The 23,905-nt window shown below is 70.8% G+C and carries 21 protein-coding genes and 1 pseudogene; 12 read left to right on the top strand and 10 right to left on the bottom strand.

Features of this window, described 5'->3' with window-relative positions; translation table 11 throughout:
- Positions 1–26: 26 nt before the first annotated feature.
- Positions 27–1,220 (bottom strand): endo-1,4-beta-xylanase, encoded by a 1,194-nt coding sequence (locus ACZ6QQ_RS34345; protein WP_465882009.1) that lies wholly within the window; start codon positions 1,218–1,220, stop codon positions 27–29.
- A gap of 289 nt (positions 1,221–1,509) precedes the next feature.
- The gene (locus ACZ6QQ_RS34340; RefSeq protein WP_465882007.1) at positions 1,510–3,135 is read right to left on the bottom strand and encodes a glycoside hydrolase family 43 protein; all 1,626 of its coding nucleotides are present in this window, start codon (positions 3,133–3,135) and stop codon (positions 1,510–1,512) included.
- A gap of 253 nt (positions 3,136–3,388) precedes the next feature.
- Between ACZ6QQ_RS34340 and ACZ6QQ_RS34335 the strand changes: the two genes are divergently transcribed.
- The 4 genes from ACZ6QQ_RS34335 (at position 3,389) to ACZ6QQ_RS34320 (ending at position 7,666) form a co-directional block, all read left to right on the top strand.
- Entirely contained in the window at positions 3,389–4,681 is a 1,293-nt protein-coding gene (locus ACZ6QQ_RS34335; protein ID WP_465882005.1) for an extracellular solute-binding protein, read from the top strand.
- Positions 4,682–4,738: 57 nt separating this feature from the next.
- A complete protein-coding gene (locus ACZ6QQ_RS34330) occupies positions 4,739–5,746 on the top strand; it encodes a carbohydrate ABC transporter permease (protein WP_465882003.1) in 1,008 nt (335 codons plus the stop codon).
- The gene (locus ACZ6QQ_RS34325) at positions 5,743–6,588 is read left to right on the top strand and encodes a carbohydrate ABC transporter permease (RefSeq protein ID WP_465882002.1); all 846 of its coding nucleotides are present in this window, start codon (positions 5,743–5,745) and stop codon (positions 6,586–6,588) included. Before ACZ6QQ_RS34330 ends, ACZ6QQ_RS34325 begins: the two co-directional genes overlap by 4 nt.
- A gap of 64 nt (positions 6,589–6,652) precedes the next feature.
- On the top strand, positions 6,653–7,666 hold the full coding sequence (locus ACZ6QQ_RS34320) for a LacI family DNA-binding transcriptional regulator (RefSeq protein WP_465882000.1): 1,014 nt from the start codon (positions 6,653–6,655) through the stop codon (positions 7,664–7,666).
- Between the two features lie 12 nt (positions 7,667–7,678).
- On the opposite strand, the gene ACZ6QQ_RS34315 is transcribed toward ACZ6QQ_RS34320, so the two are convergent.
- The 4 genes from ACZ6QQ_RS34315 to ACZ6QQ_RS34300 all read right to left on the bottom strand — a co-directional run bounded on the left by ACZ6QQ_RS34315 (position 7,679) and on the right by ACZ6QQ_RS34300 (position 11,989).
- A complete protein-coding gene (locus tag ACZ6QQ_RS34315) occupies positions 7,679–8,464 on the bottom strand; it encodes an alpha/beta fold hydrolase (RefSeq protein WP_465881999.1) in 786 nt (261 codons plus the stop codon).
- 95 nt (positions 8,465–8,559) lie between these two features.
- Complete coding sequence (locus tag ACZ6QQ_RS34310) at positions 8,560–10,299, bottom strand: sulfatase (protein WP_465881998.1); 1,740 nt, start codon at positions 10,297–10,299, stop codon at positions 8,560–8,562.
- Between the two features lie 18 nt (positions 10,300–10,317).
- Positions 10,318–10,986, bottom strand: a complete 669-nt coding sequence (locus tag ACZ6QQ_RS34305) for an HAD family hydrolase (protein ID WP_465881997.1) — start codon at positions 10,984–10,986, stop codon at positions 10,318–10,320.
- Between the two features lie 142 nt (positions 10,987–11,128).
- Positions 11,129–11,989, bottom strand: a complete 861-nt coding sequence (locus ACZ6QQ_RS34300; protein ID WP_465881995.1) for a CDP-alcohol phosphatidyltransferase family protein — start codon at positions 11,987–11,989, stop codon at positions 11,129–11,131.
- A 94-nt stretch (positions 11,990–12,083) separates the two neighbouring features.
- On the opposite strand from ACZ6QQ_RS34300, the gene ACZ6QQ_RS34295 reads away from it, so the two are divergent.
- From ACZ6QQ_RS34295 to ACZ6QQ_RS34270, 6 genes and pseudogenes are all read left to right on the top strand, one after another.
- Positions 12,084–13,061 (top strand): zinc-dependent alcohol dehydrogenase, encoded by a 978-nt coding sequence (locus tag ACZ6QQ_RS34295; RefSeq protein WP_465881993.1) that lies wholly within the window; start codon positions 12,084–12,086, stop codon positions 13,059–13,061.
- Between the two features lie 5 nt (positions 13,062–13,066).
- Positions 13,067–13,465, top strand: a complete 399-nt coding sequence (locus ACZ6QQ_RS34290) for a 6-pyruvoyl trahydropterin synthase family protein (protein WP_465882046.1) — start codon at positions 13,067–13,069, stop codon at positions 13,463–13,465.
- Complete coding sequence (locus tag ACZ6QQ_RS34285; RefSeq protein WP_465881991.1) at positions 13,462–14,553, top strand: glycosyltransferase family 4 protein; 1,092 nt, start codon at positions 13,462–13,464, stop codon at positions 14,551–14,553. The genes ACZ6QQ_RS34290 and ACZ6QQ_RS34285 overlap by 4 nt, the downstream gene beginning before the upstream one ends.
- Positions 14,550–15,374, top strand: a complete 825-nt coding sequence (locus ACZ6QQ_RS34280; RefSeq protein ID WP_465881990.1) for a class I SAM-dependent methyltransferase — start codon at positions 14,550–14,552, stop codon at positions 15,372–15,374. Before ACZ6QQ_RS34285 ends, ACZ6QQ_RS34280 begins: the two co-directional genes overlap by 4 nt.
- Before the next feature lie 57 nt (positions 15,375–15,431).
- A pseudogene (locus tag ACZ6QQ_RS34275) lies at positions 15,432–16,334 on the top strand (lysylphosphatidylglycerol synthase transmembrane domain-containing protein); the annotation flags it as partial.
- A 22-nt stretch (positions 16,335–16,356) separates the two neighbouring features.
- Entirely contained in the window at positions 16,357–17,010 is a 654-nt protein-coding gene (locus ACZ6QQ_RS34270; protein WP_465881988.1) for a GTP cyclohydrolase II, read from the top strand.
- A 19-nt stretch (positions 17,011–17,029) separates the two neighbouring features.
- On the opposite strand, the gene ACZ6QQ_RS34265 is transcribed toward ACZ6QQ_RS34270, so the two are convergent.
- Genes ACZ6QQ_RS34265 through ACZ6QQ_RS34255 form a run of 3 tightly spaced genes read right to left on the bottom strand, consistent with a single transcriptional unit; the run spans position 17,030 to position 18,847 of the window.
- Entirely contained in the window at positions 17,030–17,485 is a 456-nt protein-coding gene (locus ACZ6QQ_RS34265) for a cytidine/deoxycytidylate deaminase family protein (RefSeq protein ID WP_465881987.1), read from the bottom strand.
- Positions 17,482–18,174 carry a RibD family protein gene (locus ACZ6QQ_RS34260; RefSeq protein WP_465881985.1) on the bottom strand — a complete coding sequence of 231 codons (693 nt, stop codon included), beginning with the start codon at positions 18,172–18,174 and terminating at the stop codon, positions 17,482–17,484. The genes ACZ6QQ_RS34265 and ACZ6QQ_RS34260 overlap by 4 nt, the downstream gene beginning before the upstream one ends.
- Before the next feature lie 31 nt (positions 18,175–18,205).
- Positions 18,206–18,847 carry a hypothetical protein gene (locus ACZ6QQ_RS34255; protein WP_465881983.1) on the bottom strand — a complete coding sequence of 214 codons (642 nt, stop codon included), beginning with the start codon at positions 18,845–18,847 and terminating at the stop codon, positions 18,206–18,208.
- Positions 18,848–19,386: 539 nt separating this feature from the next.
- On the opposite strand from ACZ6QQ_RS34255, the gene ACZ6QQ_RS34250 reads away from it, so the two are divergent.
- Positions 19,387–21,603: a peptidase M6 immune inhibitor A gene (locus ACZ6QQ_RS34250; protein WP_465881981.1), complete on the top strand. Its 2,217-nt coding sequence runs from the start codon at positions 19,387–19,389 to the stop codon at positions 21,601–21,603.
- Between the two features lie 70 nt (positions 21,604–21,673).
- Here ACZ6QQ_RS34250 and ACZ6QQ_RS34245 read toward each other — a convergent pair whose 3' ends face one another.
- Complete coding sequence (locus tag ACZ6QQ_RS34245) at positions 21,674–22,324, bottom strand: TetR/AcrR family transcriptional regulator (protein WP_465881980.1); 651 nt, start codon at positions 22,322–22,324, stop codon at positions 21,674–21,676.
- 135 nt (positions 22,325–22,459) lie between these two features.
- On the opposite strand from ACZ6QQ_RS34245, the gene ACZ6QQ_RS34240 reads away from it, so the two are divergent.
- Positions 22,460–23,491: a medium chain dehydrogenase/reductase family protein gene (locus tag ACZ6QQ_RS34240; protein WP_465881978.1), complete on the top strand. Its 1,032-nt coding sequence runs from the start codon at positions 22,460–22,462 to the stop codon at positions 23,489–23,491.
- Positions 23,492–23,905 lie beyond the last annotated feature (414 nt).

Genomic DNA, 23,905 nt, shown 5'->3' with positions numbered 1-23,905 from the left:
TGCTGTCCGTACGAAGGCGGATGCGGTTACCGGCGCGGCTTCTGCGGGATGCGCGGCAGCACGTACGGGGCACCGGCGTAGATCAGATCCGCCTTGACGATGTTGAGCGCCCGCTTGGGCTGGTAGTTCTCGTCGTACAGGGTGGCCAGGCCCTCCGGCGGGTTCTCGAACCAGCCGGGGATCCAGGAGTGCCGGTCGGTGAAGCCCCAGACGGTGAACGACAGGCAGCGCCGGTTGGACAGGCAGGCCTGGAGCAGGACGCTGTAGTTGGCCGCCGACGCCTGGAGGCGCGGGTTGATCTCGTTGGGGTCACCCGCCTGCACCCCCGGTGTCATCTGGCTGCGTACGTCCACCTCGGTGAAGGCGGTGGCCAGACCCAGGTCGGTGAAACGCTTGAGGGCGTCGGCGACCTGGAGGGTGTCGAAGTTGCCGTACTGGGTGCCCAGGTGCCCCTGGCTGCCCACACCGTCGATCGGTACGCCGGTGGCGCGCAGGCGCTTGACCATGTCGTACACGAACTGGGTCTTGTCGTTGGCGGGGTCACCGGAGCCGAAGGCCTCGATGTTGTAGTCGTTGTAGAAGAGCAGGGCGTTGGGGTCGGCGGCCCGGGCCCAGCGGAACGCGTCGGCGACGTAGTCGGGACCGAGGTGCTGGGCCCAGAAACCCTTGTAGTGCAGGCTCGGCGGGTTGTCCCAGGGGTCGCTGACCGCCTCGTTGACCACGTCCCACTGCCAGATCTTGCCCTTGTAGCGCTTCACGACGGTGGTGATGTGGTTGCGCAGGATGGTGCGCAGTTCGTCCCTGGTGATCGAACCGTCGGCGACGCCGGTGGTGAGCCAGCCGGGCAGCTGGTTGTGCCACACCAGGACGTGCCCGCGTACCTTCTGGTTGTTCTGCTTGGCGAAGGCGATCAGCTCGTCGGCGGGGGCCCAGTTGTAGGTGCCACGGGTCGGTTCCAGGCTCTCCCACTTCATCGCGTTCTCGGCGGTCACCGAGGAGAACTGCGAGGCGGCGAGCTGCTTGTACTGCGGGTCGGCCGGGTCGTTCAGGGCGGCCTGGCCGATCGCGGTGCCGATGTAGAGGTCGTGCCGCATGCCGAGCGTACGCAGGCTCTGGTCTCCGGGTCGGACCGTGTTGCCGGCGGTGGCGGGCAGGCTGTTGAGCGTGCCGGCGGTCGCCAGGGCGACGGCGCCGACGACGATCCATCGTCTCAGCTTCATCGGGCGTCCTCTCAGGACTGGGACGGTGCAACGGACGGTGTCGATGGCGCGGACGGGGTTTCGGGCAGCCGGAGGCTGCTCCCGTCGGGAGGCGTCACTGCGGTGCGTGCGCTGTGCGGGCGAGCGCCACGCTTGCCCGCGCACGTTACAGGTCTTCCGTAACTTGGCCGAAACTTTACGACCGCGATCGACAGCCGTCAACAGATCCCGATAAGGATTGCCCACGTGGTGAAGCTTGAAAGGTGTTGGGTGATCCCGGAAGTTTCGGAGCCCTCGCCGAGACTCCTGGTCAGTATTCGAGGTAGGTGGCGTAGTCGTAGTCGGCGTACAGACCGTCGGCACCGAGGTCCTGGACCCAGAGGCCGAGGAAGGCGCCGGTGAAACCCCAGGCGGCGGGTTCACCGTCGATGACGACGGCGGCGTGCTCGTCGGAGAGGACGGTGGCGTCGAACTCCGCCGGCAGGTCCTGCCAGGCGTCACCGAGACGGTAGGCGAAGCGCAGCACCGGCCCGTCGAACGTCACCCGCAGTCCGACCGGGCCGACGGCACCGACGTCGACGCTCAGCTCCGGATGGGCGGTGAGCCGGCCAGCGTCGCAGCTCAGCACCTCCAGCACCCGTCGGCCGTCGTCGGCGCGGGTGAGGTAGGCGTGGTACCAGTTCGCGGTGTTGTAGTAGCCGGTGATCCCGGCGAGCTGGCGATGGTCGGCCGGGTCGAACTCCAGCACCGTCTCCAGCGAGCAACGCGTCGCACCGACCCGCCGGGCGACCAGGCTCGGCGTCTGCCGGCCGACCGGCGACTGTCCGCCGAAGATCCGCAGGTGGGAGGGGCGGCTGGACAGGTCGACCCAGTCGGGTGTCGCCGGTCGGCGCAGGGTGGACCAGGCCGGGCCCAGTACGGAATCGTCGAAGTGGTCGGTCGCCGGCTCCACCGGCCACGGGTGGGCGGGCAGGTCGGGTGCGGCGATCTCGTCGGCGGGGACCCCTCCGGCGATGCTCGGCCACCCGCCGGCCGGCCACTCGACCCGCTGGAGGGCGGTCTCCCGACCGAGGACGCAGTTGCCGAGCGGGCTGTAGGGCCGCCCGACCAGGTGGGCCAGGTACCACTGCCCGGTCTGGGTGCGGACGAGACTGCCGTGACCGGCCTTCTGCAACCGCAGTTCGGGGCGTCCGACGGAGGTGAGCAGGGGCCCGGCCGGATCGCTCAGGTACGGCCCGAACAGGGACCGGGACCGGGCGATGCTCACCTGGTGCTCCCAACTGGTCCCACCCTCGGCGGTGAGCAGGTAGTACCACCCGTCGTGCCGGTAGATGTGCGGCCCCTCGGTGAGGCCGACCTCGGTGCCGTCGAAGATGAGCCGGGCGGTGCCGACGAGCTTGCGTTCGGCCCGGTCGTAGCGCTGGATCTCGATCCCGCCGAAGCGGTCGCGGCCCGGTCGCCAGTCCGCGCTCATCGCCAGCAGCCAACTGCTGCCGTCGTCGTCGTGGAACAGCGAGGCGTCGAAGCCGTGCGCGTGCAGCGGGACCGGATCGGACCAGGGCCCGTCGATCGCGGGGGCGGTGATGAGGTAGTTCTGCGGGTCCCAGTAGCCGCTGGCGAAGCTGGCCACGTCGCTGTAGACGAGGTGGAACAGGCCGTCGGCGTAGGACAGGTCGGGGGCCCAGACACCGTTGGAGTCGCCGGCACCGCGCAGGTCCAGCAGGCGCCGCTCGTTGATCACGCCACCGATGGCCCGCCAGTGCACCAGGTCACGCGAGTGGTGCACCCGGACCCCCGGATACCACTCGAACGTCGAGGTGGCCAGGTAGTAGTCGTCACCCACCCGCAGGATGGACGGGTCCGGGTGGAAGCCGCTGAGGATCGGGTTACGGATCGAGGCGGCGGCGGTCGTGACGCTCGCGATGTCGGTCGACATTGTTCGTCCCCTCTGACGATCGTGCTTCCGGCGGTTGTCCGGAAGTTTCGCGTCAAGATGTGGAAATTCTCGCCCACGATAACCGTCAAAGTCGAGACACGACAGACCTTGACCGGCACCTTCGCGGCGTCGTAACGTGCCCGTCATCAATCGAAAATACCGGTCTCCTGCCGAAACTTCCGGGGCCGTTTACCCACCTCCCGCTGACTGATCGGCATCCGAGTACCTCGTACGTACCTCGAAGGGATGGCTCATGACGGCGCACCTCTCCCGCAGATCACTGCTGGGCCTCGCCGGTGCCAGCGCCGGCGCGTTCGTGCTGGCCGGTTGCGGCAACGACGAATCCGCCGACCCCGCCGGTCCGCAGACCATCAACTGGTGGCACATCCAGAACACCGAGCCGATGCTGCCCGTCTGGGCCGCCATGGCCAAGGAGTACGAGACCGCGCACACCAACGTGAAGATCGAGATCCAGCCGCTGGAGAACGAGGCGTTCAAGACCAAGCTCACCACCGCCACCCAGGCCGGCTCCCCGCCGGACCTGTTCCAGTCGTGGGGTGGCGGCGTACTGAAGCAGCAGATCGACGCCGGGCTGGTCAAGGACATCACCGACGACGTGAAGCCGTGGATCGGCAACCTGCTGCCGGTGTCGGTGGAGCCGTACACGGTCGACGGGAAGATCTACGGGGTTCCGTTCGACGTCGGCATGGTCGGATTCTGGTACAACAAGGACCTCTTCAGCCGGGCCGGCATCACCACGCCACCGGCGACCTGGAGCGAGCTGCTGGCCGCCGTCGGCAAGATCAAGGCCGCCGGGATCACGCCGATCGCCCTGGCCGGCAAGGAGAAGTGGCCCGCCCACTTCTACTGGTCCTACCTGGTGATGCGGATCGGCGGCCTGGAGGCGCTCAAGAAGGCCGGCACCGACGACAACTTCGACACCCCCGACTTCATCGCCGCCGGAGCCCGCCTGAAGGAACTGGTCGCGCTCAACCCGTTCCAGAAGGACTTCCTCGCCGCCGAATACGGCTCGCCGGACGGTCAGGCCGCCACGATGGGCAACGGTGGCGCGGCGATGGAACTGATGGGTCAGTGGGCGCCCGCCGTCCAGGCCTCCTCGTCGACCAGCAAGAAGGGCCTCGGCGACAAGCTGGGCTTCTTCCCGTTCCCGTCGGTCGAGGGCGGCAAGGGCACCTCGACCGAGGTGTTCGGTGGCGGCAACGGGTTCGCCGTCGGCAAGGACGCCCCGCCCGCCACCCTCGACTTCCTCAAGGTGCTGCTGGAGGTGGCCAACCAGCGCAAGTCCGCGGCCACCGGCGCCGTGCTGCCGACCGTCAAGGACGCCACGGACGCGATCGCCGACCCCAACAACAAGGTGGTCGCGTCGACCCTGGCTGCGGCGACCGGCTTCCAGCTCTACCTGGACCAGGCCTACCCGCCCGCGGTCGGCCAGCAGGTCAACGACAGCATCGCGGAACTGGTCGCCGGGTCCAAGACGCCCGAGCAGATCGTCAAGGACATCACGACGGTGGCGAAGAGCCAGTAGCGTGTCCCGCCCCCGGAACCCCGCAGTCCGGTACGACCAGCGAGTGGAGCAGGCAGGATGAACCGATCGGCCGGCACCGGCGTACGCACCGACAACGCGCCGACCGCGCTCCCACCCGTACCTCCGGCGGCCACGCGACAGCGTGGCCGCCGGGCCCGGCCCGGTCTCGGACGACTGGGCACGATCGCCGTCTTCCTCGCACCCGCGCTGGTGCTGTTCGTGCTGCTGGTGATCGTGCCGATCCTGGTGGCCGCCTACACCAGCCTGTTCAAGTGGAACGGCTTCAACCTGCCGGAGAACTTCGTCGGTGCGGAGAACTTCACCCGCGCCCTGGACGACCCGGTGTTCGTGGGTGACCTGCGGCGCGGCCTGATCCTCATCGCACTGTCGCTGCTCATCCAGCTTCCCGTGTCGCTGGCCCTGGCCATGCTGCTCAACCAGCCCATCCGTGGCCGGGCGATCTACCGGCTCGTGTTCTTCGCCCCGTACGTGCTGTCCGAGGTGACCACGGCGGTGCTGTTCACCCTCGTCTTCTCGCCCAACCGGGGCCTGAGCACCACCGTCTTCGGCTGGTTCGGTTCCGCCGAACTCGGCGGCTCGCTCTTCGCCGACCCCTCCACCGTGCTCTACGCCCTGTTCTTCGTGATCTCCTGGAAGTACTTCGGCTTCTACATGATCCTCTATCTGGCCGGCCGGCAGGGCATTCCCCGGGAGCTGACCGAGGCCGCCACCACCGACGGCGCCAGCGCCTGGCAGGTGTTCCGCCACGTCACCCTGCCGCTGCTCGGACCGACGATCCGGATCAGCGTGTTCCTGTCCGTGATCGGCACCATCCAACTCTTCGACATGGTCTGGGTGCTCACCGGCGGTGGACCGATCCGATCCTCCGAAACCCTGGCCGTGACGATGTTCCAGTACGGCTTCCGCCGCTTCGAGGTCGGTTACGCCAGCGCCATCAGCATCGTCATGTTCCTGCTCAGCCTCGTCTTCGCCCTGCTCTACCAGCGCTTCGTGCTCAGGCGGGACATCGAGGGCGCGCTCACCACCCGGGGGGTCCAACGATGACCAGGAGCCAGCAGGCCAGCACCACCGCCCGGCTGCGCCGGTTGACGCTGCACGCCGTGTCGATCGTCATCGGGGTGACCATCGTCGTGCCGATCGGGTTCGGGGTGCTCGGCGGCTTCAAGGACAACGGGCAGCTGTCCACCAATCCGCTCGGCCTGCCCGATCCGTGGGTGCCGGAGAACTACACCGGTATCCTCGGCAACGAGGTGTTCTGGCGGCAGCTCGGCAACAGCACGCTGATCGCCGTGGCGACCGTGTTCCTCGTGGTCGGTGCCTCGGCGATGGCCGCGTTCGTCTTCGCCCGGTTCGCCTTCCGGGGGCGGGAGGCCCTGTTCACCCTCTTCGCCATGGGGCTGATGTTCCCGTTCACGGTAGCGATCCTGCCGCTGTTCATCCTGCTGCGCAGCATGGGCCTGCTCGACAATCCACTGGGGGTCATCCTGCCCCAGGCCGCGTTCGGGCTGCCGGTGACGATCATCATCCTGCGCTCGTTCTTCCGTACCATTCCCGGCGAGGTGGAGGAGGCAGCCACCCTCGACGGGTGCGGGCCGTTCGCGTTCTTCTGGCGCATCCTGCTGCCGATGGCCCGACCCGCGCTGGCCACCGTGTCGGTGCTCGCCGTCGTCGCCAGCTGGAACAACTTCATGCTGCCGCTGGTCGTCTTCACCGACCAGAGCTGGTGGACCCTGCCGGTCGGGGTGCAGGCGTTCCAGGGTCAGTACGCCGACGACACCGCCCGGGTGCTGGCCTACGTCGTGCTGTCCATGGTGCCGGCCCTGGCCTTCTACGCCGTCGCCGAGCGGCAGCTCATCGGCGGTCTGGCCGGGAGCGTGAAGGGCTGATCCCTTCCGGACCGCCCCGCACCCGAGATCGAAACGATGACGTCCCAGAGAAGGAGCATTCCGCGTGGGCGACAACCGCAAGGTCACCATCGCGGCCATCGCCCGCGAGGTCGGCGTGTCCGTACCGACGGTCTCGCGGGTCATCAACGGTCGTTCCGACGTCTCGGCGGAGACCCGCGAACGGGTCGAGCAGGTGCTCAACCGGCACGGCTACCAGCGCCGGCCGACGGCCGTACGGAGCACCGCCGGCCTGATCGACCTGGTCTTCAACGACCTCGACAGTCCCTGGGCCGTCGAGATCATCCGGGGGGTGGAGGACGTCGCGCACGCCGCCGACGTCGGCACGGTCGTCTCGGCGATCCATCGCAGGACGTCGTCGGCCAAGCAGTGGCTCGACAACATGCGCGCCCGCACCACCGAGGGCGTCATCTTCGTGACCTCCGCGTTGGAGCCGCCGTTGCAGGCCGAACTGCGTCGCCTCAACATCCCCGTCGTCATCGTGGACCCGGCGGGCGTACCGACCCAGGGTGCGCCGACCATCGGCGCCGCGAACTGGACCGGCAGTCTGCGCGCGACCGAGTACCTGATCAGTCTCGGTCACCGCCGGATCGGGTTCATCGCCGGGCCACCGCAACTGCTGTGCAGCCGTACCCGGCTCGACGGTTACCGCACCGCGATGGAGGCCGCCGGCCTGCCCGTCGACGGCCGGCTCATCCGCCCCGGCAACTTCTACCACGAGGCCGGTTTCACCGGCGGCAGCCTGCTGCTCGAACTGCCCGACCCACCGACCGCGATCTTCGCCTCCAGCGACCAGATGGCGCTCGGTGTGTACGAGGCGATCCGCCGCCGGGGGTTGCGCGTCGCCGACGACGTCAGCGTCGTCGGCTTCGACGACCTGCCCGAGGTGCGGTGGTGCTCGCCGCCGCTGACCACCGTCCGGCAGCCGCTGGCCGAGATGGGGCTGCTCGCCGCCCGTACCGTGCTCCGGCTGGCCCAGCGCGAGAAGATCGAGAGTCCCCGGGTGGAACTCGCCACCGAACTGGTCATCCGGGACAGCACCGCGCCGCCGCGCCGCTGAGCCGAGGCGGGGTCAGTGACCGCCGAGGGCGGCGGTGAGCCAGGGGCGCAGCACGCCGAGGACCTGTTCGGGTTCACCGGCACCGGTCCGGTCGAGCCCGTCCAGGATCCGTACGTCCCAGCCGAGCGCCCGCAGCTGCGGCTGCCGCTCGCGTACCAGGGCGCCGGCGTCGACGGAGATCCCGTCGTACGGCCGCTCGGACGGGGTCTCGTCGGTGCCGCCGACGAAACAGAGCCGGGGAGAGGTGAGCTGCGCCTGGATCGCCCGGTCGGCGAACCCCTGCAACGACTCGTACAGGGTGACGAACTGCCGGGCCTGCGGTTCGGTCAGCGACCCGTCGCCCCGGCGCGACACCACCGTCTCGTGGACCGACACGGCGCCCCGCAGTGCCCGCTCGTACGGACCGTCGATCGGGCAGAAGCCGCCCAGGGCGAGCGCCGAGAGGCGGCGCGTACGGATCGCCAGTTGCAGCCCGCTCATCGCCAGCCACGAGTACCCGTGGTAGGCGAACCGGTCGGCTCTCACGAGGTCGGCGATGGCCAGCAGGTCACCGGTGATGTTGCCGGGAGTCAGCGTGTCCGGCCTCGGGTGCCGCAGCAGGTGACCCTCGTAGTCGAAGGCCACCACCCGGAAGGCGTCGCGGAGACCGTCGACCAGCGGGTTGTCGGCGGCGATGTGCTCCGACCCGGCCGGCACCCCCGTCGGCGGTCGCGGGTTGGTCGGCAGGAGCACGGTCGGGCCCGATCCGTGGACCGTCACCTCGATGGCGGTTCCGTCGTGCAGTGTCACCTCGGGCATGTGTGGTTCTCCGGCTCGGTTCGGGACATCAGATCATCTTGTCGGGGGCCGGAGAAGAACCGGGGTGAGCGGCTGCATGATCATGCAGCCGCCCGCTACCGCGCGAAGGCGCTGAGGAAACGGTCACGGAAGGCGTCCATCCGCCACACCGGCGCCTGCGGGCCCGGCCGGAGACCGTCCTGCCAGCCCCAGCCGGAGATCCGGTCGAGCACGGCGGGATCGTGGGCGACGATCGTGATCGGCACGTCCCGGCTGGCGTTCTCGCCGGTGACGATCGGTGCCGGCTGGTGGTCGCCGAGGAAGACGAGCACGAGGTTGTCGTCGCCGTACTCCTGGACGTAGGAGATGAGGCTGTTCAGCGAGTATTCGATGGAGCGGCGGTACTCGGTGCGGACCCGGGTCGGGTCGGGCCACACGTCGTCCGGCGACCGGCCCTCCTTGGCGATCGAGTTGAAGATCGAGCCGTCACCGAGCTCGTCCCAACCGACCATCCGGGGAATGGGGGCCCACGGGCCGTGGCTCGACACGAGCGGGATCTCCGCGAAGAGCGGCGGGTGATCGGGCTTCGACCGCTCGAACCGTTCGAACGCCGAGAGGGTGAACTGGTCGGGCACCGGGGCGTAGCTGAACTTCGGGCCGTGGTAGCCGAGGTCGTCGACGCCGTAGACCCGCTCGTTGTCGAAGAACGACCCCTCCGGCCACGGTTGGGTCAGGGCCGGCATGACGGCGACCGTACGCCAGTCCGCGCGCCGGAAAGCCCCGTTCAGGGTCAGCCGGTCGCTGGCGAGCAGGTTGTCGTGCCGCTGCTGGTTGTCGATCCAGAGGCCGGACAGCAGGGTGGCGTGCGCCAGCCAACTGCCGCCGCCCGCCGTCGGTGAGGTGAGGAAGGCGCTGCGGGCGGCGAACCCGGCCGCGTTCAGCCGCTGGTTGCCGGCGTCGAGGACCGCGCCGACCTGTGGTGCCATCTCCGGGTCCTCGACCGCGTCGCGCCCGTAGCTCTCGACGAAGGCGAGCACCACGTCCTTGCCGCGCAACCCGGTCAGCAACTGGTCGCCGGGGGTGTCCCGGAACGCGTCGACGCCGACCTCCCCGGCGAACGTGCTCCGGTCCCGCAGCCCCGCCCGCACCTGCACCGTGCGGTCGTAGGCGAGATCGGCCGCGCCGCTGGCGGCGATCGGCAGGCCCGGAACGATCTGCGCCCCGAGAACGGCGCAGGTCACCCAGACCGCCGTGAGCGCCGCGACGGTCCGGGTCGCGGCGGTTCGGTGCCGCAGCAGGGGGCGGGCCAGGCGCAGGACCGCCAGCGTCATCAGGACCGGTACGGCGACGGCGAGCAGGGCGAGCCCGGTCGCGGCACCGATCGCGCCGGCCCGGCCGACCGAGTCGGTGAGGAACGACAGCGCGTCGTCGAGCAGGACCCAGTCCAGGACCAGGTCGAACGGCCGGTCGAGGGTCTGGTAGAAGCCCATGTCGAGGACCTTCACGATGGTCAGCAGCCCGAGGGCCACCCCGACCAGCGCGGCCACCACCGAGCGTGCCCGGCCGGGCAGGACGAGCAGGAGGGCGACACCGAGCAGTCCTTCGAGCGGGACGCGGATGAAGGCCGCCGGTGTGAGGCTTCCGACCTGGTCCGGGGCGACGAGGGCGAACAGCACCAGCAGGACGGCCGCGGCGGTGGTCACCCACGCCAGCAGGCGGCGCCTCCCGCGTACGGGAATCGGCTCCTCGGCCGCGACACCGGCGCCGGTCGTGGGTCCGCCGGCGGGTTCGGCCGGCGGGTTCTCCGGGCTGCCGTCCGGCGTCGAATCCCGCGTCGTGGTCCGGTCGTCCATCATGGTCGGGTCGTCCTTCGTTCAGATCAGGGACAGGATGTGGCCCAGTCCCCGGGGACCGGTCTGCACCGGTGGCGGCAACAGGAACACGTGCAGTCCGGCGGCCACGGCACCGGAGTCGGTGAGGGGGTTGTCGCCGACCATCAGCGTCCGTTCCGGACGGACCCGCAACTGCTCGCAGGCGGTGCGGAACACCTCGACGGCGGGCTTGCAGATCCCCTGCTCGTACGACATCACGACGGTGTCCAGGTACGGCGACAGGCCGAGCAGGTCCATCGCGGGGCGCAGGTCGAAGCCGGTGTCGCTGACGATGCCGACCGGCAGTCCCCGCTCCCGCAGGGCCCGCAGGGTGGGCAGGGTGTCCGGGAATGCCTCCCAGGACTCGGCGCTGACGGTGAGGGCGTACAGCTCCTCGCTCAGGCCGGGGGCCAACCGCTCGCAGCCGGCGGCGGTGTATAGCGCGGTCCACACCTCACGGTGCCGGGCGTTCGACAGGTCGCGGCCCTTGGCGAGTTCCTCCGCCGTACTGCTGCGGTCGAGCACCCGCTGCCACACGTGGCCGACCTCGTCGGGGTCGAGCGGGTCGACGCCGAGGGCGACCGCCGCCCGGTGCAGCAACGTCTCGCCGCTGCCGGACAGCCGGATCAGGGTGTCGCCGGCGTCGAACAGGACAGCCTCGAACTGACTCACGTCCGCTTCTCCTCATGTGCTCCGGCCCGCAACTGTGTGCACAGCATGGGGGCAGTGTCGTCCCGAATCGGAACGGGGTCGACCGGGCGGCGTCGACGCGCGGGCGTCGCGCGGTGGTGCGCGGACACCGGCGAAGGTCCGCTCACGGCACCGGGTCGTGGAAGCGGTGCGGTCGGTCCACCGACGTACGGGCGATGCCGAGCGGACCCGTTCCCCGGACGGCGACGACGTGCGCCGGCAGGTTGACCAGCAGTCCGCTGCCCGGTCGGGTCGCCGGGGTGAGTCGTACCGACGGTCCGGGCCGGGCGGGCGTGGCGGAATGGTGCCGCCACAGCCAGAGCACGTCCCGGCCGAACGACTCGACGAGCAGGGCCAGCGCCACCGCCACCGCGGTCACCGTCAACGGCCGGGGCAGCACGTCCGCAGCCGCGAGCACGAGCACGATGCCCTGGGTGGCGGCGACCACCTTGCGCCAGTAGCGCGGGGGCAGGGTTCCCCGCATCCAGGGCAACACCCAGATCGCCACGACGAAGACGTACCGCATCCCGCCGATGGCGAGTGTCCAGAGGCCGACCGGCTCCATCACGTAGACGCTGAGTACCAGCAGGAGGTACGCGTCCACCTCCATGTCGAACCGGGCGCCGAGCGCGGTGGCGGTGCCGGTACGCCGGGCGACGTGTCCGTCGACCGCGTCCAGCGCGAGTGCCACCGTGGCGAGGGTGACCAGCAGCGCGACCGGCGTCGGGCGGCTGAACGAGTCCGCCGTCAACGCCGTCACGGCCCCGACGAGCGTGGCCCGGCTCAGGGTGACCCGGTCCGCCGGGCTCAACCTGCCCGTACCCGAGTCACGCAGACCACGGCTGAGCAGGACGCACATGACGGCACCGTAGACGCCGCCGGCCAGCCAGCCGGTGACGCCGAGGCCGACAGTTCCGGCAAGGCCGGCGAGCAGGACAACCTGGACTATCAGCCCGATTATCGGACCGCTTTGAACCGTGCGCACCCTGCCTCCGTGTCTATCGTCTGTGAGCCGTTGATAGGGAAACACGTAAAATGCGGCCGTTCGGTTCGACCGAAATTTCGGAAAGGAGGCGCCGGTGACCCGGAACGCTCACGCCTTCTGGCTGCGCTCACCCGGCGAGGGCGAGATCCGCGCGGTGACCCTGCCCGACCCCGGCGCCGACGAGGTCCTCGTACGCACCCGGTTCTCCGGCATCAGCCGGGGCACCGAAACCCTGGTGTTCGCCGGTGGAGTGCCGACCAGCCAGTACGCGGCGATGCGCGCCCCGTTCCAGGAGGGCGACTTCCCCGGCCCACTGAAGTACGGCTACCTGAACGTGGGCGTCGTGCAGCAGGGCCCCGAGCGGTTGCTCGGCCGTACCGTCTTCTGCCTCTACCCGCACCAGAGCGCGTACGTCGTCCCGGCGAGCGCCGTGGTCGCCGTACCCGATGACGTGCCGCCCGCCCGGGCGGTCCTGGCCGGAACCGTCGAAACCGCCGTGAACGCGCTCTGGGACGCCGCGCCACTGGTCGGTGACCGGATCACGGTGATCGGTGCCGGCATGGTCGGTTGCAGCGTCGCCGCCCTGCTCGCCCGGTTCCCCGGCGTACGGGTCCAACTCGTCGACGCCGATCCGGGCCGGGCCGACGTCGCCGCCGCGCTGGGCGTCGAGTTCGCGCTACCGGCGGACGCCGCCGACGGGCGCGACCTGGTGGTGCACGCGAGCGCGTCGTCGGCCGGGCTCCAGCGGTCGCTGGACCTGCTCGCCCCGGAGGGTACGGTCGTCGACCTGAGCTGGTACGGCGACCGGACGGTGAACCTGTCGTTGGGCGGGGCGTTCCACTCCGGTCGGCTCAGCATCCGCAGCAGCCAGGTGGGCATGGTCTCGCCGGCCCGCCGGTCGAGCCGGAGCTACGCCGACCGGCTGGCGCTCGCCCTGGACCTGCTCCGCGATCCCGCGTTCGACGTACTGATCACCGGTTCGTCCCGGTTCGACGAACTGCCCGACGTGCTCCCCCGACTGACCGCGGGCACCCTGCCCGCGCTGTGCCACCTCATCACCTACGGAGAGTGACCCCCTTGTTCAGCGTGACCGTCCGCGACCACATCATGATCGCCCACAGTTTCCGGGGCGAGGTCTTCGGACCCGCCCAACGGCTGCACGGGGCGACGTTCGTCGTCGACGCGACGTTCCGCCGGGCCGCCCTCGACGCCGACAACATCGTGGTCGACATCGGGCTCGCCAGCCAGGAACTGAACGCCGTACTCGCCCAGCTCAACTACCGCAACCTGGACGACGAGACCGCGTTCGCCGGGATCAACACCTCGACCGAGGCACTCGCCCAGGTGATCGCCGACCGCCTCGCCGAACGGGTGCACTCCGGTGCCCTCGGCGAGGGCGCACGCGGGCTGGAGGGCATCTCGGTCACCCTGCACGAGTCGCACATCGCCTGGGCGAGCTACGAGCGGTCCCTGTGACCGCAGCAGGTGACGGCCTCCGGCCGGTGCACGTGGTGCTGCCCAACGACATCGACGACCCCGCCAACCCCAGCGGCGGCAACGCCTACGACCGGCGGATCTGCCGGGGGCTGGCCGCGTCGGGGTGGTCGGTGCGCGAACACGCCATACCCGGCAACTGGCCCGAACCGGACGCAACGGCACGGGCCGCCCTCGGCCGGGTACTCGCCGGGCTGCCCGACGACGCGGTGGTCCTGCTCGACGGGCTGGTCGCGTCGGCCGTACCGGAGCTGCTGGTGCCGCAGGCCGGACGGCTGCGTCTGGTCGTCCTGGTCCACCTACCGCTGGGCGAGGACACGGTGCGGGCGCGGGCCGGGGAGGGCGCGGCCCTGGGCGCCGCGACCGCGATCATCACCACCAGCGCCTGGACCCGGCAGCGGCTGACCGACCTGTACGGGCTGCCGGCCGAGCGGATCCACGTCGCCACCCCCGGCGTGGACGACGCACCGGTGGCACCCGGATCGGCCACCGGCTCGGAACTGCTCTGCGTCGCCGCCGTCACCGCACACAAGGGACACGACGTGTTGACGTCCGCCCTCGCGGCAGTGGCCGACCTGCCGTGGAACTGCGTCTGCGTCGGCCCGCTGACCCGTGACCCCGACTTCGTCGACCGGGTACGAGAGCAGACCACCGGGTACGGGCTGGACGACCGGGTACACCTCGTCGGCCCGCGTACCGGCGACGCGCTCGACGCCGCGTACGCCGCCGCCGACCTGCTCGTGCTGGCCTCACGCGGCGAGACGTACGGCATGGTGGTCACCGAGGCGCTGGCACGCGGGATCCCGGTCCTGGCGACGGCGACGAACGGGCTGCCCGAGGCGTTGGGGCGGGCACCGGACGGCAGCCTGCCCGGCCTGCTGGTCCCGCCCGACGACCCGGCCGCCCTGGCCGAGGCGCTGCGGCGCTGGCTTCGCGACGCCGACCTGCGTGACCGGCTGAGGCGCTCGGCCCGTGGCCGCCGCGACACCCTCACCGGCTGGGCGGCCACCTCCGCGCTCGTGGCGGAGATCCTGGGTGCCGTACCGACGACCGTGGGGAGGCCGGCATGACCGAGGAGATCGGTCGGGTCACCCCGGCCTGGCTCGCCCTGCGGGAGCCCGCCGACGCGGCCGCCCGCGCGCCGGAACTCGTCGAACCGCTGCGCCGCAAGCTGGCGGGCACCCCGCTCACGGTCGTGCACGACCTCGGCACCGGCACCGGGTCGATGGGCCGCTGGCTGGCCCCGCAGCTGCCCGGACCACAACACTGGATCATGTACGACCGCGACGCCGACCTGCTGGAACACGCCAAGGCCGAGATGACCGACACGGCCGCCGACGGGGCACCCGTCACAGTCGAGACCCGGCAGCGGGACATCACCCGGTTGACCTCGGCCGACCTCGCCGGTGCCTCCCTGGTCACCGCCTCCGCCCTGCTCGACATGCTGACCGCCGAGGAGATCGACCGGATCGTGGCGGCCTGCGTCGGCGCCGGTTGCCCGACCCTGCTGACGATCTCGGTGATCGGCCGGGTCACGCTCACCCCACCCGACCCGCTGGACGCCGAGGTCGTCGACGCGTTCAACGCCCACCAGCGGCGCAGCGTCGGCGGCCGGAAACTGCTCGGACCGGACGCCGTCGACGCGACCGTCGAGGCGTTCGGCCGGCACGGTGTCGACGTCCTGGTCCGGCCCAGTCACTGGCGACTCGACGCGGACCGGGCCGACCTGACCGCCGAGTGGTTCGACGGCTGGCTGGGCGCGGCCTGCGAGCAACGGCCGGAGCTGGCCGACCCCGCCACGGCGTACGCGCGCCGCCGGCTCGCGGCCGCGGCAGCCGGTGAACTCGGGGTAGTCGTCGAACACAACGACCTTCTCGCCAACGGTGAATGAACCTTTGGCGGCCGCAGCACGTGTACCCGAGAAGATGTTCTTCGAGGGAGGCCGCGGATGAACTGGGCCCTGGTACGCACGGTGGGCGGGATCGGCATCCTGGCGATCCTGCTGTGGTGGCTGGGCACCGGCCCGTTCCTCGACGGACTCCGCCTGATCGACGGCTGGGCACTCGCGGCGGCGCTCGGCATCGGCGCGCTGACCACGGTCTGCTGCGCCTGGCGGTGGAGCCTGATCGCCGACGGTCTCGGGGTCCGGCTGCCGCTGGGTCCCGCCGTGGCCCACTGCTACCGGGCGGTGTTCCTGAACTCGACCCTGCCCGGCGGGGTGCTCGGTGACGTGCACCGGGCGGTGCGCCACGGGCGGGACAGTGGCGACGTCGGCCGGGGCATCCGCGCCGTGGTGTGGGAACGGACCGCCGGACAGGTCGTCCAGGCCGGCATCGCCCTGGCCGTCCTGCTCGCCTTCCCGTCGCCGGTGCGGCCGTACCTGCCCGTCGCGGTCGCGCTGCTGGTGGTCGGCGGGCTCGGTGCCGTACTGGTCGCTCGGGCGCTGCCGCGACGCGGCCCGTCGCGGCTGGCGCGGGCGCTGCGCACCACCGAGGCCGACGTCCGCGACGGGCTGCTCGCCCACGGCAGGTGGGTGGGTGTCCTGGTCGCCTCGACCGTCGTCGTCGCGGGTCACCTGGCCACGTTCCTGGTCGCGGCCCGGACGGCGGGTGCCACCGCACCGCTGTCGCAGCTGGTGCCGTTGACGCTGCTGGCGCTGCTGGCGATGGGGGTGCCGGCGAACGTCGCCGGCTTCGGGCCCCGGGAGGGGGTGGCCGCGTGGGCGTTCGGCGCCGCCGGCCTCACCGCCTCCCAGGGCATCGCCACCGCGATGGTGTACGGGGCGCTGGTGCTGGTCGCGAGCCTGCCCGGCGCCGCCGTACTGCTGGTCCGGCGGATCCGGGTGCCGGCCGCCGGTTCGACGAAGGAGAACAATGCCCCAAGCACTGCCCGTCACGACGGTTCGGACGCAGGTCACGGTACCGCTCCGGTTCCCCGACGGATTCACCACGACCACGCGGGTGTTCTCGTTCGACGGGTTGGTGGACGGCCGGGAACATCTGGCGTTCGGCTTGGGTGACTGGGCCGCAGCAGTCGAACGGCAGCACAGCGGCGGGCCCGTACCGCTGGTCCGACCGCACAGCGAGTGCCTGACCGGTGACGTGTTCGGCAGCGAGCGGTGCGACTGCGGCCCGCAGCTGCGCGAGGGGGTCGAACGCATCGCCTCGTCCGGCGGTTTCCTGCTCTACCTGCGGCAGGAGGGGCGCGGCATCGGGCTGTACGCCAAACTCGACGCGTACGCGCTCCAGGACGCGGGCCTGGACACCTTCGAGGCGAACGTGGCCCTCGGGCACGGCGAGGACGAGCGCGACTACACCGCCGCCGCCCAGATGCTGACCACCCTGGGGGTACAGCGCGCCGCCCTGCTGACCAACAATCCGGACAAGGCCGAACAGCTCGACCGGTTGGGGTTGACGGTCACCGAGTGTGTGCCGACCGGGGTGTACCGCTCCCCCGCCAACGCCGCCTACCTGGCCGCGAAGGCCAGCCGCGCGACCCGTACGCCGGAGCTTCCGTTCGTCCGCTGACCGGGACGCGGCGCACCGGTCAGCGTGGGCGGTCCGGTCGGAGGAGGTGGGCGTTGACGGTACGGACCTCGTCGGCGAGGTCGGTCAGCTCGACCACCTCCACCCCGGCGCCCTCCAGCAGCTCGACGGCGTGGCAGTCGGCCAGCAGCGGCGGTTCCCGCAGCGCGAACACGACCCGTCGGATGCCGGCGGCGAGGATGAGCTGGGTGCAGGTCCTCGGGCGGGACCGGCGGACACTGCACGGCTCCAGCGAGCTGTAGATCGTCGCCTCGGAGAGGTCCACCCCGGCGAGTTTGGCCAGGGCCGACTCCTCGGCGTGCACGTGCGTGTCGGTCTCCCGGGAGAAGCCGGTGGCCAACGGCAGCCCGGCGCGGTCGACCACGATCGCACCGACGGCGTACGCGAAGCTGACCGGCGGGCTGTCGTACGAGAGCGTGATCGCCTCGGTCAACCACTGCCGGTCGCGGTCGGTCACGCCGCACCGAACCGGTCGGAGAGGGCGTAGCGCAGCAGCACGACGTCCTCGATCTGGCGGACCTCGGCCAGCCGGGCGCGGCGCCCCGGATGCCACGGGAACTGGCCGTCGCCGACGAATCGGGGGGCGCGGCAGTCGCCGACGAAGAACGGGGCGATCACCAGGTGCAGTTCGTCGGCCAGCCCGGCGGTGAGGAACTGGGTGTGCATCGTCCCGCCGCCCTCGACCACGAGCCGGCGTACGCCCCGGGCGGCGAGGTCGGCCAGGGTCCGTTCCGGGGTGACCGGTTCGCCCCCGTCGACCACGGTCGCCGCGTCACCGAGCCGGGCCCGGGTCTTGTCCAGCGCCGCCGTCGCGCAGTACACGATCTTGTCGGTGTCGCCGGTGGTGAAGAACCGGGCGGTCGGGTCGAGATCACCCCGGCCGACCATGGTGACCTTCGTCGGCGAGGCGGGCAGTCCCCGGGCCACCCGCCCGTCGCGGCGCCGCTGCGAGCGCACCAGCAACCGTGGATCGTCCAGCCGGATGGTGTTCGCGCCGACCAGGATCGCGTCGCAGTCGGCGCGGACCGCGTCGACCCGGTCGAAGTCCGCGTCGTTGGAGAGCAGCAGCCGCTGGTCGGTGGCGTCGTCGAGGTAGCCGTCGATCGAGGTCGCGCAGCTGAGCAGTACGTAGGGGCGCTCACTCACCGGTCGACTCCCCCGCTCGGATTCCATGTCATCAGCCGGCGACCGCGATCCAGGTGGCGCGGGCACGGGCCAGTTCGGCACCGTCCGGGTCGTACAGGGTGGTGTGCACGAGAGCCTTGCGTCCCTGCGTCTCGGCCAGCGCCCCGACCACCACGCACCGGTCACCGGGAAGGGGCAGCCGACCGACCTGTACGGCGATCCGTCCGAGCAGGTACGGCCGCCCGGCGGCGATGATCGCCCAGCCACCGGGGCAGTCGAGCGCGGCCCAGAGCATCTCCGTCGTCACGTCGTCGGGAACCGTCCACGCTGCGGCGGTCAGACCGTCGGCCACCGGGCCGGGGAAGATCCGCAGGCCATCGGAGCGCTCCGGCCCGCAGACGTAGCAGGTGGGAAACGGGTGGTCGGTGAACCCGGCGTACGCGTCGCGGGCGCGCAGCGCGTCGGCGTACGCGATCGGCGGGACCACCGTGTCGATGCCACCGGTCGACGCGACCTCGGCCACGACGGTGCCGTCGGGCGTCCTGACCTGCCCCCGCTCCGACGACAGTGGCGTGTCCAGCGGCGGCGGCATACGCAGCGTCACCTCGTACGCACCACCGCCGGCAAAGATCCCGGCGCTGTAGCCCCCGTTTCCCGAGCCGGGTGGCCCGTTGAAACGCCCAGGGATGATCATCCGTCCCCCCTTCGACCCGACGGCTGGGGCGGCGCCTGCTCGCGTCGGCGCGGTCACACCGGCACGCTTCCGTCGGGCCGCCCACCGTGGCGGTTCGGCCGGGCAGCACGCACCAGACCCGGCCGACCTGCCGGTGACGATACCGCCTGCCGGGGCGGCGGCTGGGCGCCGGTCAGCACCGGTCACCGTCGGCAACCGGCCCACCGCGCTGCCGCGTTCGCGCTCTGGGTCGCCGCGACCCACACGGCGGGAACCGCTCCCGGACCGCCTGCCACGACGTGCCGTGGCTGGTACGACCCAGCCGTGGTGGGTGAGCCCGGCACGTCCGTGACCGGCCGGCACTCGGCCGAACCAGCAGCGGAGTACGACCACCGGCACGATGCCGGTCAGCCGGATGTCCATAGAGGACGAACGGAAGGTCCACGCACCCGATCCCGGACGGGTACGCGCGGGATGACGTAACGTGATCGATCGATGCGGTGCCCGCACATCGGGTACGCCCGGCAAGCCGGGTCCGCGCGACACCTGAAGGAGGTTCCATGGCACGCAGCCGCCTAGCTGGGGTAGCCGCCGCCGTCCTCGTCCCACCCCTGCTCGTGGTCGTGGCCCAGGCCACGCCGGCGTCGGCCGCGCCCAGCGCGCCGGCCGCCACCGGCCAGAGCGACTTCCGTGAGGCCACCCGCAAGGACTTCACGCTGGACGGCAAGGCGGTCCAGACGCCGGAGCGCTACCAGGCTCCCGCCGACGCCCGCCGTGGTGCCCGCGTCGCGGCGGACACCCCGCCGGTGGGTACCGTCCGCCAGTGGCTCGGCCGCGACGACTACCAGGGCATTCTCTACCGGAAGAACTACACCCTGCGGGGCGTCGGCGAGCACATCGAGGTGTGGGTCGCCAACGACATCGCGTTCCCGGCCGGCGACTGCCGGGCACAGATCCCGTCGAGCACGCAGATCACCGACGCGCAGGTGAACCGTCTGGTCAGCGAGTTCGACACCAACATGTACCCGAAGGAGTCCGAGGCGTTCAGCACGCCGCCGGACCGCGACGGGAGCAACTCCCAGGTGCCGCCGGACGCGAACGGCAACGGCGGTGACTACACCGGCGCCGGGAACAAGATCGTCACGCTGGTCGACAACGTGCGCGACGACAACTTCTACGACTTCCCGGCCGCGCCGACCTACATCGCCGGTTTCTTCTCGTCACAGTTGAACGAGCTGTTCGACCGCAACGTGATGACCGTCGACGCGTACGACTGGCTGCACCGCACCGGCGACAACCCGCCGGACGAGCCGACCGGCGACCTGTGCACCAGCCGCCCGGCCCGACCGAACGCGTACGAGGGCACCTTCGCCCACGAGTACCAGCACCTGCTGCACTACTACACCGACCCGTTCGAGAGCATCCTGCTCAACGAGGGCCTGTCCGACTTCGCCCAGACGCTGACCGGGTACGTCGACGCCACCAAGACGGTGTACGAGCGGGGCGCCGACAGCCACATCTACTGCTACCAGGGCTTCGGCACGGTGCAGACGCCGTACAACACGAACCCGCGTGACTGCGGCGGCCCGGAGAACTCGCTCAACCTCTGGGACGAGGGCAGCAACCCCAGCGCGGTGCTCGCCGACTACGGCAACGCGTACGCGTTCGTGCTGTTCCTGTACGACCGCTACGGTGCCGACTTCGTCTCCCGGTTGCACCGCGACGGTGAGCGGCAGGGGCTGGCCAGCCTGGATGCCGCGTTGGAGGACGAAGGGGTCAGCGACCTCTACGAGGTGATCCACGACTACCAGACCGCCACCCTGGTCGACAAGATCGTCGGTGACTCGCGGCGCGGTGTCATCCTCGGCGTGCCGAAGAGCCGGGTGACCTCACCCAGCCTCCGGTCCACCGTCAACCTCGCGAACCCGGCCTCGTACGTCACTCCGGGTGCGGCACCGAACGGTGCCGACTTCGTGGCGTTGCAGAAGGCGAACGGCGAGTTCCTGCGCGGGCGGGACCTCCGGTCGATCAAGTTCCGTGGCGCGGAGGAGCTGCCGGCGGTACCGCTGGCCTGGACCACGGTGACCAACGACCCGGACCGGCCGGGCAACTCCGTGCTCTGGGGTGGCGACGGTAACAGCCTGGACAACTCGGCGGTCACCTCGGTCGCCGTACCGGCCGGCGACCCGACGCTGCGCTTCCTCGCCAAGTACGGCGCCGAGGCCGGCTACGACTACGGGTACGTGAGCGTGTCGACCGACGGCGGTGCCACGTACACGATCATCCCGGGTGACCGGACGACCGCCGGGCCGCTCGGGCCGGCGCTCAACGGCACCACCGACGGGTTCGAGCCGCACTCGTTCGACCTGTCCGCGTACGCCGGACAGACCGTGCTGCTCAGCGTCCGGTACGTCTCGGACGGTGGGGTCAACGAGGGTGGTCTGCTGGTCGACGACATCACCGTCGGCGGCACGCTGGTCAGCGACGGGTCGAGCCTCGCCCCGTTCGACTCGCCCAGCGAGATCAACCCGGTCGACGTGGCCAACTGGAACCTGCGGCTGGTCGGCATCGACGAGCAGAAGCAGATCGCCCTGCAGTTCGAGTTCGACGGCCGGTCCAGCGTCAACGTCGGCCTGATCGAGACCGCGATCCTGAGCGCGTTCCCGAAGGTCGTCGCCGTGGTGGCGTACGACGAACCGACCGAGCAGATCGCGCAGTACGCGCCGTACACCCTGACGGTGAACGGCGTCGTCCAGCCGGGCGGCGCGGCACACTGAGGTACGCGGGCACCCGCCGTGGCAGCACGACGGGTGCCCGCAGCACCGCCGCCCAGCACCGCCGACGAGGTCAGCGGTTCGACAGGTCGTCCAGTTCGGCGGCGAACAGCAGGGCGGGGTCGAATCCCATCCCGGTGAAGTGCCCGGCGAGTTCCAGGGACAGGATCCCGTGCAGCCGGGTCCAGAAGGCCAGGGCGCGACGGAGGGCAGCGGGTGGGGCGGGATGGTCGGCCGCCCACTGCCGATGCCCGTCGAGATGCGTGTCGAACGGTGTCGCGGGACGGTCCGTGGGCAGGGCGGCAACGGCGTCGAGCAGGGTCGTCATGATCTCGGACGCGATGGCGGTGACGCTCTCCGGCGCGTGGTAGCCGGGGACGGGCGTGCCGTAGATGAGCAGGTACCGCTGCGGATCGGCCAGCGCCCAGGCGCGTAGGGCGTGCGCCAGCCCGGTCAGGTCGGCGCCGGATGCCGAGGCCGCCCGGAAGGTTTCGGCGAGACTTCGGTACGCGTCCGCGATGAGTTCGGTGATCAGCTCGTCGCGGTTGGCGAAGTACCGGTAGAGCGCCGGCCCACTCATGCCCATCTGTTTGGCGATCGCGTTGAGCGAGAGCGCCGACGCCCCCGCGGTGGCGATCTGCCCCCGGGCGTGCTCCTTGATCTCCGTACGCACCTGGGCGCGGTAGCGCTCGCGCGGGGTGCCCGTGCCCGTTTCCACCGTCATCCGTCGCCCCCACCCGTCGCACGAGTACACCGCCACACCTCAGCTAGAAGCTATCACGAAACCTCTTGACTCTTACGGTGTTTCGTTAGAGGTTATAACTAACACGAGAGCTGGTAACGAGTAGTGGAGGTCGTCATGGACAACGAAGGACTCGTCGAGGTCGTCCTGCCGGGCCGGGTGGAGCCGGAAGGGCTGCGGATCCGGCGCGGAGCCGTCCCCACGGCAGGCCCCGGTCAGGTGGTGATCCGGATGGAGGCCACCGGCGTCTCCTTCGCCGAACAGCAGATGCGTCGCGGCCGCTACTACGACCAGCCGGCGTTTCCGTTCGTGCCCGGCTACGACCTGGTCGGCACCGTCCTCGCGACCGGCGAGGGGGTCGAGCCGGGCCTGACCGGCAGCCGGGTGGCCGCACTGGTCAAGGTCGGCGGATGGGCCAGCCACGTGCTCGTCGACGCGGCCGACGTGGTGCCGGTGCCGGACGGAGTCAGCCCGGCGCAGGCGGAGACCGTGGTGGTCAACGGCATCACCGCCTGGCAGATGCTGCACCGGAAGGCACGGGTCCGCGCCGGGCAGACGATCCTGGTGCACGGCGCCAACGGCGGCGTCGGCTCGGTCCTGGTCCAACTCGCCCGAGCGGCGGGCGTCACGGTGATCGGCACCGCGTCCGCGCGCCATCACGACGCACTGCGGGAGCAGGGTGTCATCCCCGTCGACTACCGCACCGGGGACGTTGCCGCGCGGGTCCGCGAACTCGCCCCCGGTGGCATGGACGCCGTCTTCGACCACGTCGGCGGGCCCGGTCTCGTCGACTCCTGGCGCCTACTCGCGCCCGGCGGCACGCTCGTCTCGTACGGCAGCGCCTCCACCCGCGACGACACGGGATCCAAGCAGTGGCCCGTGCTCAAACTGCTCGGCCGGGTGTGGCTGTGGAACGCGCTGCCCAACGGCCGCCACGCCTACTTCTTCAACATCTGGGCCGGACGGTCTCTGTCCAGGAACCGGTTCCGGTCCCGGTTGCGCGCGGACCTCGCCCAGGTGTTCGCCGCCCTGCAAAGCGGCGAGGTGACCGCCCGGATCGCCGCCGAGCTGCCACTGACCCGGATCGCCGAGGCGCTCCGGCTGGCCGAGTCCGGCACCGTCGCCGGGAAGATCGTCCTGCACCCGTAGCGCGGTGCCGACCATTCCGGGTCGGTCCACATCGGTTTTGAATGTCGACAATGGTCCCAAATTACACGACAAAGTTGCGCTTGAATATTGACAGATTTCTGCAATAACATGACGGCACTCAGCTCTGTTTCATGTCTGTGAACGTAGCGTGACGACCCTGCGGCCACCACGGAGGACACCGCGCCATTGAGCGTCGGCTCACCCTCACCGTCCCGAGAGAAACGAGTCATTCGATGTCACGGAGCAACATCGGAGTTACGGCGAGGTGGTCCACCCGGCCATCGCGCTGGGTCGCCACGGCGGCCGTGGTCGGCCTCAGCCTGGTCGGGGGGGGGGGGGGGGGGGGGGGGGGGGGGGGGGGGGGGGAGGGGGGGGACGGGGGGGGGGGGGGAGAGAAAGGAGAAAAGCGGCAGC

This window comes from Micromonospora sp. NPDC049529 (genome assembly GCF_055586685.1).
The sequence above is the reverse complement of the archived record's forward strand: the minus strand, read 5'-3'. Positions and strand labels throughout refer to the sequence as shown.

What these genes read in the sequence shown, in the direction of transcription:
- ACZ6QQ_RS34345 (WP_465882009.1), bottom strand. Translation starts at nt 1,220, where the DNA reads ATGAAGCTGAGACGATGGATCGTCGTCGGCGCCGTCGCCCTGGCGACC.
- ACZ6QQ_RS34240 (WP_465881978.1), top strand. Translation starts at nt 22,460, where the DNA reads ATGGACAACGAAGGACTCGTCGAGGTCGTCCTGCCGGGCCGGGTGGAG.
- ACZ6QQ_RS34315 (WP_465881999.1), bottom strand. Translation starts at nt 8,464, where the DNA reads ATGCCCGAGGTGACACTGCACGACGGAACCGCCATCGAGGTGACGGTC.
- ACZ6QQ_RS34325 (WP_465882002.1), top strand. Translation starts at nt 5,743, where the DNA reads ATGACCAGGAGCCAGCAGGCCAGCACCACCGCCCGGCTGCGCCGGTTG.
- ACZ6QQ_RS34280 (WP_465881990.1), top strand. Translation starts at nt 14,550, where the DNA reads ATGACCGAGGAGATCGGTCGGGTCACCCCGGCCTGGCTCGCCCTGCGG.
- ACZ6QQ_RS34335 (WP_465882005.1), top strand. Translation starts at nt 3,389, where the DNA reads ATGACGGCGCACCTCTCCCGCAGATCACTGCTGGGCCTCGCCGGTGCC.
- ACZ6QQ_RS34340 (WP_465882007.1), bottom strand. Translation starts at nt 3,135, where the DNA reads ATGTCGACCGACATCGCGAGCGTCACGACCGCCGCCGCCTCGATCCGT.
- ACZ6QQ_RS34255 (WP_465881983.1), bottom strand. Translation starts at nt 18,847, where the DNA reads ATGATCATCCCTGGGCGTTTCAACGGGCCACCCGGCTCGGGAAACGGG.
- ACZ6QQ_RS34310 (WP_465881998.1), bottom strand. Translation starts at nt 10,299, where the DNA reads ATGATGGACGACCGGACCACGACGCGGGATTCGACGCCGGACGGCAGC.
- ACZ6QQ_RS34245 (WP_465881980.1), bottom strand. Translation starts at nt 22,324, where the DNA reads ATGACGGTGGAAACGGGCACGGGCACCCCGCGCGAGCGCTACCGCGCC.
- ACZ6QQ_RS34270 (WP_465881988.1), top strand. Translation starts at nt 16,357, where the DNA reads ATGCCCCAAGCACTGCCCGTCACGACGGTTCGGACGCAGGTCACGGTA.
- ACZ6QQ_RS34330 (WP_465882003.1), top strand. Translation starts at nt 4,739, where the DNA reads ATGAACCGATCGGCCGGCACCGGCGTACGCACCGACAACGCGCCGACC.
- ACZ6QQ_RS34250 (WP_465881981.1), top strand. Translation starts at nt 19,387, where the DNA reads ATGGCACGCAGCCGCCTAGCTGGGGTAGCCGCCGCCGTCCTCGTCCCA.